General features: G+C 64.0%; 14 protein-coding genes and 1 pseudogene. 6 read left to right on the top strand and 9 right to left on the bottom strand.

Going from position 1 to position 12,823, the window contains the following annotated elements; all coding sequences use genetic code 11:
* Window positions 1-13 precede the first annotated feature (13 nt).
* Window positions 14-442 (top strand): large-conductance mechanosensitive channel protein MscL, encoded by a 429-nt coding sequence (gene mscL / locus IPJ87_05375; GenBank protein MBK7941291.1) that lies wholly within the window; start codon window positions 14-16, stop codon window positions 440-442.
* Between the two features lie 148 nt (window positions 443-590).
* On the opposite strand, the gene IPJ87_05370 is transcribed toward mscL, so the two are convergent.
* Together IPJ87_05370 and IPJ87_05365 are read right to left on the bottom strand one after the other, a co-directional pair.
* Entirely contained in the window at window positions 591-1,262 is a 672-nt protein-coding gene (locus tag IPJ87_05370) for an ABC transporter ATP-binding protein (GenBank protein MBK7941290.1), read from the bottom strand.
* The gene (locus tag IPJ87_05365; GenBank protein MBK7941289.1) at window positions 1,259-2,272 is read right to left on the bottom strand and encodes an iron ABC transporter permease; all 1,014 of its coding nucleotides are present in this window, start codon (window positions 2,270-2,272) and stop codon (window positions 1,259-1,261) included. Before IPJ87_05365 ends, IPJ87_05370 begins: the two co-directional genes overlap by 4 nt.
* 65 nt (window positions 2,273-2,337) lie before the next feature.
* On the opposite strand from IPJ87_05365, the gene IPJ87_05360 reads away from it, so the two are divergent.
* Window positions 2,338-3,465 (top strand): hypothetical protein, encoded by a 1,128-nt coding sequence (locus IPJ87_05360; GenBank protein ID MBK7941288.1) that lies wholly within the window; start codon window positions 2,338-2,340, stop codon window positions 3,463-3,465.
* Window positions 3,466-3,627: 162 nt separating this feature from the next.
* On the opposite strand, the gene IPJ87_05355 is transcribed toward IPJ87_05360, so the two are convergent.
* The 5 genes from IPJ87_05355 to IPJ87_05335 are packed head-to-tail and all read right to left on the bottom strand — an operon-like array spanning window position 3,628 to window position 6,958.
* Window positions 3,628-3,933 (bottom strand): hypothetical protein, encoded by a 306-nt coding sequence (locus IPJ87_05355; GenBank protein ID MBK7941287.1) that lies wholly within the window; start codon window positions 3,931-3,933, stop codon window positions 3,628-3,630.
* Between the two features lie 4 nt (window positions 3,934-3,937).
* Window positions 3,938-5,344, bottom strand: a complete 1,407-nt coding sequence (locus IPJ87_05350; GenBank protein MBK7941286.1) for a radical SAM protein — start codon at window positions 5,342-5,344, stop codon at window positions 3,938-3,940.
* Window positions 5,337-5,792: a hypothetical protein gene (locus tag IPJ87_05345; GenBank protein ID MBK7941285.1), complete on the bottom strand. Its 456-nt coding sequence runs from the start codon at window positions 5,790-5,792 to the stop codon at window positions 5,337-5,339. Before IPJ87_05345 ends, IPJ87_05350 begins: the two co-directional genes overlap by 8 nt.
* A 2-nt stretch (window positions 5,793-5,794) precedes the next feature.
* Complete coding sequence (locus IPJ87_05340) at window positions 5,795-6,187, bottom strand: GxxExxY protein (GenBank protein ID MBK7941284.1); 393 nt, start codon at window positions 6,185-6,187, stop codon at window positions 5,795-5,797.
* A 6-nt stretch (window positions 6,188-6,193) separates the two neighbouring features.
* Entirely contained in the window at window positions 6,194-6,958 is a 765-nt protein-coding gene (locus IPJ87_05335) for a prolipoprotein diacylglyceryl transferase (GenBank protein ID MBK7941283.1), read from the bottom strand.
* A 10-nt stretch (window positions 6,959-6,968) separates the two neighbouring features.
* Between IPJ87_05335 and IPJ87_05330 the strand changes: the two genes are divergently transcribed.
* Together IPJ87_05330 and IPJ87_05325 are read left to right on the top strand one after the other, a co-directional pair.
* Window positions 6,969-7,355, top strand: coding sequence for a VOC family protein (locus IPJ87_05330; protein ID MBK7941282.1), 387 nt, complete (start codon window positions 6,969-6,971; stop codon window positions 7,353-7,355).
* Window positions 7,352-7,704 (top strand): annotated as a pseudogene (locus IPJ87_05325) (DHCW motif cupin fold protein). The gene IPJ87_05330 and the pseudogene IPJ87_05325 overlap by 4 nt, the downstream one beginning before the upstream one ends.
* On the opposite strand, the gene IPJ87_05320 reads toward IPJ87_05325, so the two are convergent.
* On the bottom strand, window positions 7,705-8,787 hold the full coding sequence (locus IPJ87_05320) for an iron-containing alcohol dehydrogenase (GenBank protein ID MBK7941281.1): 1,083 nt from the start codon (window positions 8,785-8,787) through the stop codon (window positions 7,705-7,707).
* A gap of 52 nt (window positions 8,788-8,839) precedes the next feature.
* Here IPJ87_05320 and IPJ87_05315 point away from each other — a divergent pair, with 52 nt between their 5' ends.
* Together IPJ87_05315 and tnpA are read left to right on the top strand one after the other, a co-directional pair.
* Window positions 8,840-9,256, top strand: a complete 417-nt coding sequence (locus IPJ87_05315) for a DoxX family protein (protein ID MBK7941280.1) — start codon at window positions 8,840-8,842, stop codon at window positions 9,254-9,256.
* 72 nt (window positions 9,257-9,328) lie between these two features.
* Window positions 9,329-9,772, top strand: a complete 444-nt coding sequence (tnpA, locus tag IPJ87_05310; GenBank protein MBK7941279.1) for an IS200/IS605 family transposase — start codon at window positions 9,329-9,331, stop codon at window positions 9,770-9,772.
* Window positions 9,773-12,388: 2,616 nt separating this feature from the next.
* Here the strand turns inward: tnpA and IPJ87_05305 are convergent.
* Window positions 12,389-12,793: a hypothetical protein gene (locus tag IPJ87_05305; protein ID MBK7941278.1), complete on the bottom strand. Its 405-nt coding sequence runs from the start codon at window positions 12,791-12,793 to the stop codon at window positions 12,389-12,391.
* Window positions 12,794-12,823 lie beyond the last annotated feature (30 nt).

Here is a 12,823-nt window from a genome sequence, read left to right as displayed (position 1 = left end):
ACCCCTGTTGACCATGAGCATGATGAAGGAGTTCAAGGAGTTCGCGATGCGCGGCAACCTGGTGGACACGGCGGTCGCGTTCGTGATGGGCGGCGCCTTCGGAAAGGTCGTCAGCGGCTTCGTGGACGGCATGGTGATGCCTCTTGTGGGCATGCTCACCAGCGGTGTCGACTTCAAGGAGCTGAAGTGGGTGATCCAACACGGTGTGGCGGAGGTGAAGGATGCCGCCGGGGCGGTGGTGACACCAGCGGTCGCCGAAGTTTCCGTGAAGTACGGCGCGTTCATCACGGTGATCATCGACTTCCTCATCGTGGCGTTCGCCATCTTCATGGTGGTGAAGGCCGTGAATAAGATGAAGAAGGCGGAGCCGGCGCCCCCGCCGCCAGGCCCCAGCAACGAGGAGAAGCTCCTCATGGAGATCCGCGACTCGCTGCGCAAGTAAGCGGTCCTGCTGTCCCATCGCGAAGCCCCGGCCTGCCGGGGCTTCGTCATTCCAGAGGCCTGAAGACCCGGTGCTCCGCATCGAACCTCAGCCCGTCCACCGCGAAGGCTCCCGCGATCGCACCGCTCCGCACAGCCTCCTCGGGAGGTCAATGGAAGAAGGTCCCGTCCCGGCCGAGGACCAGCGCGGCGTCCGTGCTGTCCAGCGCCTGCTGCAGGTCGTGCGTGGCCAGCAGGACGGTGAGGCCGCGCTCCCGTGCCGTTCGGCGCAGCAGCTGCATCAGCACCGCGCGCTGGCTGACGTCGAGGTAGGCCGTGGGTTCGTCCAGCAACAGCACCGGCGCGTCCTGCGCGAGGGCGCGGGCGATCAGCACACGTTGTGCCTCGCCGTCGCTGAGCTCGTTGAACAGCCTGTCGGCCAGCGCCGCCGTGCCGGTATGCGCCATGGCCTGAAGGACCAGGGCGTGATCATCGGCGTGTGCCCGGAACCAGCCCGCGCTCCACGGCACGCGGCCGAGGCGCACCACCTCCTTCGCCCGCATCAGGCCGGTGCGCGGGCGGTGGGCCAGCACCACGGCCACCTGGCGGGCCCGATCGCGCTCCGTCATGCCGTGCACCGGTCGACCGTTGAGAAGCACGCGTCCGGAGATCGTCGGCAGTGCTCCCGAAAGGGTCCGCAACAGCGTGGACTTGCCCGAACCGTTGTTGCCCAGCAGGGCCGTGACGGTGCCCGGCCGCAAGAGCAGCTCGAGGGTCGGGCGCAACGGTCGGCGCGCATGCCCGATCACCAACTCCTCGGTATGCAGCGTCGTGCTCGTCATCCGGTGGCCATTCGCGCCCAGCGCCGTCCGCTCCACAGCACCCATACCACCACCGGCGCACCGATCAGCGAGGTGATGGCGTTGAGCGGCAATCCGTCCACACGGCGCACCAGGATATCGCAGGCCAACGCCAGCAGGGCGCCGAGCAGGGCGCTGCCGGGCAGGATCAGGCCGTGGTCCGCCGAGCGAAGCACCGCGCGGGCCAGGTGCGGGGTGGCCAGCCCGATGAAGGCGATGGGGCCGCAGAACGCGGTGGACGCGCCGGCCATGAGGCCGGTGGCCAGGATCAGGCGGGTGCGCGCAGCACGCACCCCTACGCCCATGGACCGGGCATACTCCTCCCCGAGCAGCAGGGCATCCAGCATGCGGACGTGCCCCAGGGCCAGCAGCAGCCCGACCGCGATGGGCAGCACGAGCCACGGCATCCGGTCCAGGCCCACGCCGGCGAAGGAGCCCATGCCCCACAGCACGAAGCCCCGCAGGGAGCCCTCTCCGGCCGCCACCTCAAGCACGCTGACGAGGGCGCCGCTGAGGTGCCCCACCATGAGGCCCAGGATGAGGAGCGTGACCGGGTCCCCCAGACGCCTGTCGGCGTACACGATGCCCAGAAGCACCACCAGCGCACCGGCGAATGCGGCCAGCACAAGGGCGCCGTCGGCCGCGGTACCCAGCGCCGTGGAAAGGCCGGGCACCAGCAGGATCAGGGCCGCGCCCAAGCCCGCGCCGGAGCTGACGCCCAGCACGCTCGGGCCCGCGAGCGGATTGGCGAACAGTGTCTGCATCACCGCACCGCTGCATGCCAGAGCGGCGCCCACGAGCATGGCCGTCAGTGCGGAAGGAAGCCGGACCTCGCGCACCACCGTGATGAGCGCCGGATCGACGCCGGAGAGGCCCAGGAGCGCGCGCACGGCCTCACGCATCGGGACCGGGACAGGCCCCGTGCCCAGATGCAACAGCAGCAGGGCCGACAGCGCGAGGAGCGCGGCGGCCAGAGCACCGACGGGACGCATCGGGCAAACATACGGCCGGGTGCAAGCGCGGTCCGGCATGCGGTTCGCTGTGCCATCTTCGCCCCATGCGTGCACTGCTCCCCCTGCTGTTCGTGCTGGCCGCCTGTTCGGGGGCCGGTCGCCTGGCGAAGGAGGGTGAACGTTCCGAGCGGGCCGGCGATCCCGAAGCGGCATTCTCCTCCTACCGCACCGCGATGCTGGAGCGACCGGGACATGCCAGGGCGCGTGCCGGTGCGCAGCGGACGGGTCAGCAGGTGCTGATGCAGCTGGAAGCCGCGGCGTCCAGCGCCTTCCTCGCCGGTGACCACGAGCTGGGCGAGCAGCGGTGGCGCACCGTGAACGAGTTCGCCGCTCGCGCCACCGCGGAAGGCCTCGTCCTGCGGCGGGAGCCGCAGGTGGAGGAGCGGCGTCTGGAGGCCCGGCGATCGCACGTGGCGGGGTTGTACGAGCGTGCGCTTCAGGCCTTCGAAGAGGAGCGCTTCCAGCCGTGCCGCGAGCTGCTGAACGAGGTGCTGACCCTGGAGCCCGACCACGCCGAAGCCCCTTACCTGCTTCGCATGGCCGAACTGGTGCCGAAGTACCGCCTGGCCCGCAGGGCCTACCAGGAAGGCCGCTGGCGCGAGGCGCATGCCGGCCTTGACGCGCTGCTCGCCGAAGATCCCGCGTACAAGGATGCCCGTTCGCTGCGCGATGCGGCCCGTGCCAACGCCAGCTACACCCTGGCCCTGGTGGCGGTGGAGGAGCAGGGCATCGCCGCCCGTGCCACCTATGCGGCCCGGGTGAACGGTGTGCCTCCCGCCCTTGCCACTGCCATCAAAGAGGAGCTTCTGGCCCTGCGCGACCCGTTCATGGTGCTGGTGGCCCGGGAGCAGACCGAAACCCTGCTCGCCGAACAGCAGCGGGCGCTGGACGGCATCTATGACGAACGCTCCGCCGCGCGGGCCGGCCAGCTGTTGGGCGCCCGCTACGTGCTGATGACCAAGCTGCTGCGGTATGAGGAAGGCCTCGGGAGGCACCTGGAGATGCAGGTGAACCTGATGGACGTCGGCACCGGCCGCATCCACCGGTCGGAGCTCGTGCATGTGGCCAAGCAGGATCTGGGCCGGGGTGCCTCCGTGCGCAGCCTGCTCATCGCCAAGGCGGCCGAACGCGCCGCGGCGCTGCTGAAGGGATTCGACCCCGAGGCTCCTTAGAACCTGTTTGCAATACCCCCTTTTGAAGCGAGCGCTGAGGATTTGGCGACCAGACGAGACGCGAGAATAGGAGCATAGCCGGAGCTACGTGACTGTTCTCGCGGCGAAGTATGGTCGCCAAAGACCAACGCGCAGCCAAATGCGGGTATTGCAAACAGGTTCTTAGTGGAAGTTCGCCGGGCCGGAGCAGAGCTCGGCCAGCGAGGCGCCGCCCCAGCAGGTGCCGAAGCCGATGACCCCCACGGCCAACGCGCACAGGACCCAGGTGGCCGCATCACGCCGCTTTTCGGTGAACAGCACCACCACCGCGCCCAATACCAGCACACAGACATGCACCGCCACGGCGACCATCATGCCCATCAGCACCACCATGCTGGCACCGTTCTTCTCCAACAGGGATAGCAACTGGATCAACACGGCGTAACCGAGCAGCACCAGCAGGTTCGTGCGGAGGAGCTTGGAGTTCATCGGCTCACAAGATAGGTTCGCCGTGTTGCAGTTCCGCCAACCGATTCCGCTGCGCCTCCTCCCGGTAGAACAGGTTCATGGTCTCGAACGGGATGGCGTTCATGGTGCGCGGGTCGATGATGTGCACGCAGCTGCGCTTGATGGCCCGCACGTCGAAGTCGTACGCGTCGATGAAGCGCATGATGATGATGCGGAAGAGGTTCTCGTACTTCAGCTCGGGCGCGTCGATGTCGGGGAGGCAGCACATGATGCGGTGGAGCGTCTCATGCGCCTTGTCGCTGGGCGTACCGGTGCTGAAGAGCTTCACCATGTGCTCCTTCAGGCGGGCGTCCTGCTCGTACACGATGGTGTTGCGGCTGTTGTTCAGCAGGTCGTCCGGATCGATCATGCGGGTGAGCGGGAACACCTCGCCGCCCAGCTTCAGCGCGTAGCCCATGGCCAGCGCGTCGGGATTGCAGGGCACCGGCACGATGTCCTCGGGGGTGAAGAGCGGCGCCTGGTCCAGGATGGCCTGACGCACCTCGGTGAGCGTGATGCGGTCGGTGGCGGGATCGTAGTGCCCGGTGCGTCCTGCCGCCTGCACGGGTTGGAAGGTGACGCCCCGCACGCAGCGCTGCTTCAGCGCGAAGTCGATGATGGCGCCCACCTCGTCGTCGTTCACACCCTTCTCCACGGTGACCACCAGCGTGGTGCTCAGGTTCACCTCGTTCAGGTGCTCCAAGGCCTTCATGCGCAAGGCAGTGAGGTCCTCGCCGCGCAGCCGCTTCAGCACCTCGGGCTTGAACGAGTCGAACTGCAGGTAGAGCTCGAAGTCGGGCATGTAGGTGGCGAGCCGCTCGGCGAAGGCCTTGTCCTTGGCGATGCGGATGCCGTTGGTGTTCACCATGAGGTGGCGGATGGGGCGCCGCTTGGCCGCATCGAGGATCTCGAAGAACTGCGGGTGCACCGTGGGCTCACCGCCGCTGAGCTGCACCACGTCGGGCTCGCCCTCGTTGCGCACCGCGGCGTCGAGCATGCGCTCCACCTCCTCCAGCGTGCGGTGCTTCCCGTGCAGGGGGCCGCTGCTGGCGTAGCAGATCGGGCACTCCAGGTTGCACCGGTCGGTGACCTCGATCAGCGTCAGGCAGCCATGCTGCTCGTGATCAGGGCAGATGCCGCAGTCGTACGGACAGCCGTAGTGGGTCCTCGTGTTGAAGATGCGCACCATCTCCCCGGGCTTCAGGTAGTGCCGGCAGCGCTTGTAGTAGTCCACGTCGGTGGCGATGAGCACCTTCTGCGCGCCGTGCTCCGGGCAGCGCTTCAGCATGTACACGAGCTCATCCTCGAAGACCACCTTGGCGTCGATGCGCCTGAGGCACTCCGGGCAAAGGCTCAACGTGAAGTCGTAGTAGGTGTAGGGGCGTTCAGGCATGGGAGGAGGAAGAACCACAGATGGACAAGGATGGACACAGATGAATGCGCGTCTCCGAATTAGCCCCCAACTCCATGAGGGTGGCGCTCGGTTTCGCCTGCGCAGAAGGGGAACCACTGATGAACACGGATGGACACAGATGAATGCGCGTCTCCGAATTAGACCCCAACTCCATGAGGGTGACGCTCGGCTTCACCTGCGCGGAAGGGGAACCACTGATGAACACGGATGGACACAGATGAATGCGCTCTTCCGCATTGGCTCCAAACTCCATGGGGGTGGCGCTCGGTTTCGCCTGCGCAGAAGGGGAACCACTGATGAACACGGATGGACACAGATGAATGCGCGTCTCCGAATTAGCCCCCAACTCCATGAGGGTGGCGCTCGGTTTCGCCTGCGCAGAAGGGGAACCACTGATGAACACGGATGGACACAGATGAATGCGCATGGTCAGAGGATGACACGTTTCCATTCGAGCTTGGCGCGCTTGAAGTTCAGGATCAGTCCGACACGATGGCCGGTGATGCGCAGGTAGTTGAGCATCTGGCCGAGCTCATGGTCGGTGATCCGGTCGATGGTCTTGGCGTCCACCACCACCCCGCCGCGAACGATGAGATCAGGAACGTACAAACCAACCTGCTCGTTCTTGTAGATCACGTCGAACGCCGGCTGCTGCTCGAATGAAATGCCCCGGAGCCGGAACTCCACCGCAAGGGCATTCTCATAGGGTTTCTCCAGGAGCCCATGCCCCAGTACGTTCAGCACCTCCATGGCGCACCCGATGATCTCCTCCGTTTCGCTGGCGAACAGGTACGCGCCTTCGCCTCCCCTATCCGTGTTCATCTGTGTTCATCTGTGTCCATCTGTGGTTGAAATAAAGAGCGTCCGCGGTTGCATCCACACCCGGAAGTAATACAGCAGACCGGCCACGCTGGCCCACTGAATGGTGGAAAGGCCGAGGGCGAGGATGGGCTGCGGCTTGATGGGTTCGATGGCGAGGCGGAAGGCCAGGTAGCCGACCATGAAGAGCTTGAAGCGCGCGCCGTTCGCCAGGGTCCAGCGCCGTTCGATGGCGCGAAGCCCGAGCCACAGCGCGCCGAGCCACAGGATCTCGTACAGGTTGGTGGGGTGCCGGCGCACGCCATCGCCCAGATCGATGCCCCAGGGCAGGTCGGTGGCTACGCCGTAGGTGTTGTCCTCCAGCCCGCCGAGCAGGCAGCCCACGCGGCCGATCACCATGCCCAGGATCAACGGGTAGGTGAAGAGGTCGCCGCTGCTGGTGCGCACGCCGATGGCCTTCTTGGTGAGCTCCACCCCCACCAGTCCGCCGAGCAGCCCGCCCACGATCGTGCGGTTGTTGAAGGCGATGAAGAGCGACCACCCATCGGCCGCCAGCTTGGCGGGATCCTCCAGGGCACCGAGGAGGCGTGAACCCAGCAAGGCACCGGCCGCCGCACCGATGATGATCCACACGCGCTTCGGCTCGGGGATCGGATCGCCCTGCCCTGCGCGCAGCCGTTGGAAGTAGGCGTAGCCCACCGCGAAGGCGGCCAGCTCGAAGATCAGGTGCAGCAGGTGATGCATCGTTGCACCGAAGATGGGGATGATCGCCATCTTTGAGGTGATGCACGTGCTCTTCATCCTATACGTCCGCTCGCAGGCCGTCAGCCGCGACTTCTACCGCACCCTGCTGGGCGCTGAACCGGTGCTCGATGTGCCGGGCATGACGGAGTTCGACCTCGGCCATTGCAAGCTGGGCCTGATGCCGGAGGACGGCATCGCGCGGATCATCACGCCTGCCCTGCCACATCCCGGTGAAGGGACCGGCCTCCCGCGCTGTGAGCTTTACCTATTGCTGGAGGCCCTGGGTCCAGCCATCGAACGTGCCCACCTGGCGTCCGCCACTGTCGTTGCGGCGGCGAAGGACCATGACTGGGGGCACCGCGTGGCCTACTTCGCCGACCCCGATGGCCATGTGCTGGCCCTCGCCGAACCCATTGCACAAGGATGAAGATCCCCTTCGAGACCATCGACTGGTCGCAGCTGCCGATCACCACCGTGAACGGTACCAACGGCACGGCCACCCTGCGCACTGTGCAGCACGACGGGCTCCGCATCCGCATGCTGGAATACTCCGCCGGTTACCTCGCCGATCATTGGTGCCCGCTCGGTCACTTGGTCTTCGTGCTGGAGGGCGACCCCGGCTCACAGGCCGGGGAATCAACGAACACGAGGACGGCCGCGTGAACGTCCTGAAGGCCGGGATGTCCTACCACGTGAGCGATGGGCTCAGTTCGCACCGTTCGCGGACGAACGGGCCGATGAAGATGATCGCGGTGGATGGGGAATTCCTGAAGTGATCACATCCTCCGATACCACCCCTTGATCCGCTCACGGTCCAGCACCTGCATCCAGTCGGGGCCGAAGGCGTGGTCCCACATGTGCGGCAGGTTGTAGGCCACTTCGGCCATGGCGTCGAGGGTGGTCTCGTCCCAGTCCCTGCTCAGGTTGGCGGGCAGGTTCACGCCGCGCTCCTTCACCATGTGCTTGAACTCGTGCACGTACTCTCCGTACACGTCCTCCAGCTGGTTGAAGGCCACGCAGTTCGCGAAGCAGTGGTGCATCTCCAGCACCTTGCCCAGGCCGTAGCTCAGTGCGTGGCACACGCCCACCTCGCTGTAGGTGAGGCTGAGGCCGCCCATGTAGCTGGCCACCATCAGCAGCTCGTCGCTCTTGGGGTCGCTGCGGTCGCGCTTCAGGTACACTTCGCGGCATAGGTCGAGCGCCTTCTCGCTGTAGGCCTCGGCGAAGGTGTTCTTCTTGGTGCCGGTGATGGCCTCCACGCTGTGGATGTAGGTGTCCATGCCGGTGTAGAACCACTGGTCGGTGGGCACCGTGGCGATGAGGTCCGGGTCGAGCACGATCTGGTCGAAGACCGTCCAATCGCACTTGAGGCCGAGCTTCTTCACGGGTCCGGTGAGCACGGCCGTCATGCTCACCTCCGCGCCCGTACCGCTGATCGTGGGCACACCGCAATGGTAGATACCGGGCTTCTTGATCAGGTTGAGCCCTTGGTACTGCACGCTGCTGCCCTCGTTGGTGAACATGAGGCTGAGCGCCTTCGCCACGTACATCACGTTGCCACCACCGATGCCGACCAGGCCCGCGGGCAGGCCGCGGCGCGTGAGGATGTCGTCGCGCAGCCTGTCGATCTGCTCCGTGCTGGGCTCCTTCTTGGTGCTGCAGAAGATCTGCTCGTCCTGCGCCTGCTTGGGGATGCGCGCCAGGAAGTCGGCCTTGCCCTCGAAGTAGTGGTCGACGAGGAAGACCATGTAGCCCTTGCCGGTGCTGCGGTGCGGATCCAGGATCTCGCCCAGCTTGCCGAAGCTGCCGCGGCCGTAGCAGGTCTTGGTGACGGACTTGAAGTTGCGGAACAGTTGCATCGTGCAAAGGAACGCAGCCGGAGGAAGCCGGAGAACCCCCATCTTCACACCCATGGGTACAGACCTGCTTCTCGGCTACACCGGGATCGACCTGTTGCGCATGGCCTTCGCCGCTATGGTGGCCATCCTCTTCCTGCAATCGGGGCTGGACAAGGCCTTGAACTGGAAGGGCAACCTGGAGTGGCTCACGGGGCACTTCGCGAAGTCGCCGTTGAAGGACTCCGTGCCGCTGCTGCTGCCGGTGATCACGGCGGTGGAGCTGTCCGCCGGGTCCTGTGCGGCGATCGGTCTTGTGCAGGTGGCCTTCCATGGGGATGCCACCCTCGGGGCTTGGGGCTGCCTGTTGGGCGCCCTGGCGATCACCATGCTCTTCTTCGGCCAGCGCGTGGCGAAGGACTATGCGGGGGCGGCGAGCCTGGTGCCCTACTTCCTGCTGTGCGCGGGGGGGATGTGGGTGTTCATGTCCTGAGCCGGCAGACACACGACCCCGGAGGGGTCGCAGCCGGTGTTTTACATTCACCAAGCACCAATACCAGCAGAGATGTCCACCTATTTCAAGCTGCACTTTCACATCGTGATCGGCACCAAGAACAGGGTGGCCTGCCTGGACAAGTCCTGGCGACCACAGCTATGGGAGTACATGGGCGGAACCATTCGCGGACTGCGTGGTGTGCCGCATGGAGTTGGTGGATGGAATGACCATGTGCATCTGCTCATCGACCTGAAGCCGACGCAGGTGATCGCTGATGTGGTGCGCGAACTGAAGAAGGCATCCACCGAATGGGTGCGGCAGAACACACGAGAGAAGACCTTTCAGTGGCAGGAAGGCTATGGTGTGTTCTCCGTCGGTTGGCGCGAACGGGATGCGATCAAGTCCTACATCGCTGGGCAGGAGGACCATCATCGGCACACGTCCTTCCGTGAAGAACTGATCCACATGCTGAACGAGGCGGGCGTGGAATTCGATCCGAACTATCTGCCGTAGGGAACACCGGCTGCGACCCCTTCGGGGTCGAAATACCCGCGACGTGACAACGCCCTACGGGCTACATGCTGTGACCCCTTCGGGGTCATTCGTGCGCATCGGTTCCGATGGCGTATTCGACCACGGAGGGGTCGCAGCGCATTGCAAGGAACACCCCAGACCACACGACCCTGAAGGGGTCGCAGCATGCTGCACGAACCAGTCGAATGGCATTTGACCCCGAAGAGGTCACAGCTTGTAGCATGCGACCAGCATGCGTGTATTCGACCACGGAGGGGTCGCAGCGCATTGCAAGGAACACCCCAGACCACACGACCCTGAAGGGGTCGCAGCATGCTGCACGATCCAGCCGTTTGGCATTTGACCCTTAAGGGGCACAGCTTGTCGCATGCGACCAGCATGCGTGTATTCTACTCCGGAGGGGTCGCAGCGCATTGCAAGGAACACCCCAGACCACACGACCCTGAAGGGATCGCAGCATGCTGCACGAACCAGTCGAATGGCGTTTGACCCCGAAGGGGTCACAGCTTGTAGCATGCGTTCAGCATGCGTGTATTCTACTCCGGAGGGGTCGCAGCGCATTGCAAGGAACACCCCAGACCACACGACCCTGAAGGGATCGCAGCATGCTGCACGAACCAGTCGAATGGCGTTTGACCCCGAAGGGGTCACAGCTTGTAGCATGCGTTCAGCATGCGTGTATTCGACCCCGGAGTGGTCGCAGCGCATAGCAAGGAACACCCCAGACCACACGACCCTGAAGGGGTCGCAGCATGCTGCACGATCCAGCCGTTTGGCATTTGACCCTTAAGGGGCACAGCTTGTCGCATGCGACCAGCATGCGTGTATTCTACTCCGGAGGGGTCGCAGCGCATTGCAAGGAACACCCCAGACCACACGACCCTGAAGGGATCGCAGCATGCTGCACGAACCAGTCGAATGGCGTTTGACCCCGAAGGGGTCACAGCTTGTAGCATGCGTTCAGCATGCGTGTATTCTACTCCGGAGGGGTCGCAGCGCATAGCAAGGAACACCCCAGACCACACGACCCTGAAGGGATCGCAGCATGCTGCACGAACCAGTCGAATGGCATTTGACCCCGAAGGGGTCACAGCTTGTCGCATGCGACCAGCATGCGTGTATTCGACCCCGGAGGGGTCGCAGCGCATAGCAAGGAACACCCCAGACCACACGACCCTGAAGGGGTCGCAGCATGCTGCACGAACCAGTCGAATGGCATTTGACCCCGAAGGGGTCACAGCTTGTCGCATGCGACCAGCATGCGTGTATTCGACCACGGAGGGGTCGCAGCGCATTGCAAGGAACACCCCAGACCACACGACCCTGAAGGGGTCGCAGCATGCTGCACGAACCAGTCGAATGGCATTTGACCCTGAAGGGGTCACAGCTTGTAGCATGCGACCAGCATGCGTGTATTCGACCACGGAGGGGTCGCAGCGCATAGCAAGGAACGCCCCAGACCACACGACCTTGAAGGGGTCGCAGCATGCTGCACGAACCAGTCGAATGGCATTTGACCCTGAAGGGGCACAGCTTGTAGCATGCGACCAGCATGCGTGTATTCGACCACGGAGGGGTCGCAGCGCATAGCAAGGAACACCCCAGACCACACGACCCTGAAGGGATCGCAGCATGCTGCACGAACCAGTCGAATGGCATTTGACCCTGAAGGGGCACAGCTTGTAGCATGCGACCAGCATGCGTGTATTCGACCACGGAGGGGTCGCAGCGCATAGCAAGGAACACCCCAGACCACACGACCCTGAAGGGGTCGCAGCATGCTGCACGAACCAGTCGAATGGCATTTGACCCCGAAGGGGTCACAGCTTGTCGCATGCGACCAGCATGCGTGTATTCTACCCCGGAGGGGTCGCAGCGTATAGCAAGGAACGCCCCAGACCACACGACCTTGAAGGGGTCGCAGCATGCTGCACGAACCAGTCGAATGGCATTTGACCCCGAAGGGGTCACAGCTTGTCGCATGCGACCAGCATGCGTGTATTCTACCCCGGAGGGGTCGCAGCGTATAGCAAGGAACACCCAGACCACACGACCCTGAAGGAACCGCAGCATGCTGCACGATCCAGCCGTTTGGCATTTGACCCTTAAGGGGCACAGCTTGTAGCATGCGACCAGCATGCGTGTATTCGACCCCGGAGGGGTCGCAGCGCATAGCAAGGAACGCCCCAGACCACACGACCTTGAAGGGGTCGCAGCATGCTGCACGAACCAGTCGAATGGCATTTGACCCTGAAGGGGCACAGCTTGTAGCATGCGTTCAGCATGCGTGTATTCGACCCCGAAGGGGTCGCAGCATGTTGAATGATCCATCCGGTCCGGTTCCGACCCCGAAGGGGTCGCAGCCGGTGCTCATTCCTACCGCCCCTGCACGCACGGCCACCGCGATCGTGCTGCTGAACCGCCAATTGAACAGCAAGGTCAAGACCTTTGAGCAGGAAGGCGGCCCTGCCTGCAGCAGGCAGGTTCAGTGAGCGGTTGTACTGGATGCGCTCAGAAGCCCGCGTGAGGGAGGGGAGCAGGTAGCGACATGTAGTGTCCTCAAAGTACCGGTGCAGCCGACTCGGATCCGATCGTTCAAGGGTGGTACCGGTAGCTCACTGAATGGCGCCAGAGCACATACTCATGGGCACCTGAACACCTGCTGCAATCGAAGCTGTCCGCGACCAGCTCCCGAGTGCGGCCGCCGATGAAACGATAAGTCAACCGAACTGGAAATGGCATCGGCTTGTCCTCTATGAGCATGTTCTCCCCGGTGGTGTCCAACAGTTGTTCGACAGAGTAGTTGTGAACTTCCCCACCAAAGCTGAAGTTGACACATTCCAAACTGTCGAAGGGCTCCACAAAGTGTGTAGTTATCCAAGCCGTCCTGTAGATGCGATCGCGCTCACTCTGTATGGCGAAGCGCAGAGCAAGCCAGGCAATAGCGGTCAAAAGGACCGCAGCCGCACCTGCCCATGCTGCGATACGCCAGACCTTCATCTCAGCGTTATTCAAGCGTATACACCACCA

The sequence above is a fragment of the Flavobacteriales bacterium genome (assembly GCA_016713875.1).
In the GTDB taxonomy this organism is placed as follows: Bacteria; Bacteroidota; Bacteroidia; order Flavobacteriales_F; family PHOS-HE28; genus PHOS-HE28.
This window is presented reverse-complemented; position numbering and strand designations above follow the sequence as displayed.

Excerpts from the sequence above, each read along its gene's own strand:
- mscL (MBK7941291.1), top strand. The coding sequence starts at position 14 with ATGAGCATGATGAAGGAGTTCAAGGAGTTCGCGATGCGCGGCAACCTG.
- IPJ87_05370 (MBK7941290.1), bottom strand. The coding sequence starts at position 1,262 with ATGACGAGCACGACGCTGCATACCGAGGAGTTGGTGATCGGGCATGCG.
- IPJ87_05365 (MBK7941289.1), bottom strand. The coding sequence starts at position 2,272 with ATGCGTCCCGTCGGTGCTCTGGCCGCCGCGCTCCTCGCGCTGTCGGCC.
- IPJ87_05360 (MBK7941288.1), top strand. The coding sequence starts at position 2,338 with ATGCGTGCACTGCTCCCCCTGCTGTTCGTGCTGGCCGCCTGTTCGGGG.
- IPJ87_05355 (MBK7941287.1), bottom strand. The coding sequence starts at position 3,933 with ATGAACTCCAAGCTCCTCCGCACGAACCTGCTGGTGCTGCTCGGTTAC.
- IPJ87_05350 (MBK7941286.1), bottom strand. The coding sequence starts at position 5,344 with ATGCCTGAACGCCCCTACACCTACTACGACTTCACGTTGAGCCTTTGC.
- IPJ87_05345 (MBK7941285.1), bottom strand. The coding sequence starts at position 5,792 with ATGCGCATTCATCTGTGTCCATCCGTGTTCATCAGTGGTTCCCCTTCT.
- IPJ87_05340 (MBK7941284.1), bottom strand. The coding sequence starts at position 6,187 with ATGAACACGGATAGGGGAGGCGAAGGCGCGTACCTGTTCGCCAGCGAA.
- IPJ87_05335 (MBK7941283.1), bottom strand. The coding sequence starts at position 6,958 with ATGGCGATCATCCCCATCTTCGGTGCAACGATGCATCACCTGCTGCAC.
- IPJ87_05330 (MBK7941282.1), top strand. The coding sequence starts at position 6,969 with ATGCACGTGCTCTTCATCCTATACGTCCGCTCGCAGGCCGTCAGCCGC.
- IPJ87_05320 (MBK7941281.1), bottom strand. The coding sequence starts at position 8,787 with ATGCAACTGTTCCGCAACTTCAAGTCCGTCACCAAGACCTGCTACGGC.
- IPJ87_05315 (MBK7941280.1), top strand. The coding sequence starts at position 8,840 with ATGGGTACAGACCTGCTTCTCGGCTACACCGGGATCGACCTGTTGCGC.
- tnpA (MBK7941279.1), top strand. The coding sequence starts at position 9,329 with ATGTCCACCTATTTCAAGCTGCACTTTCACATCGTGATCGGCACCAAG.
- IPJ87_05305 (MBK7941278.1), bottom strand. The coding sequence starts at position 12,793 with ATGAAGGTCTGGCGTATCGCAGCATGGGCAGGTGCGGCTGCGGTCCTT.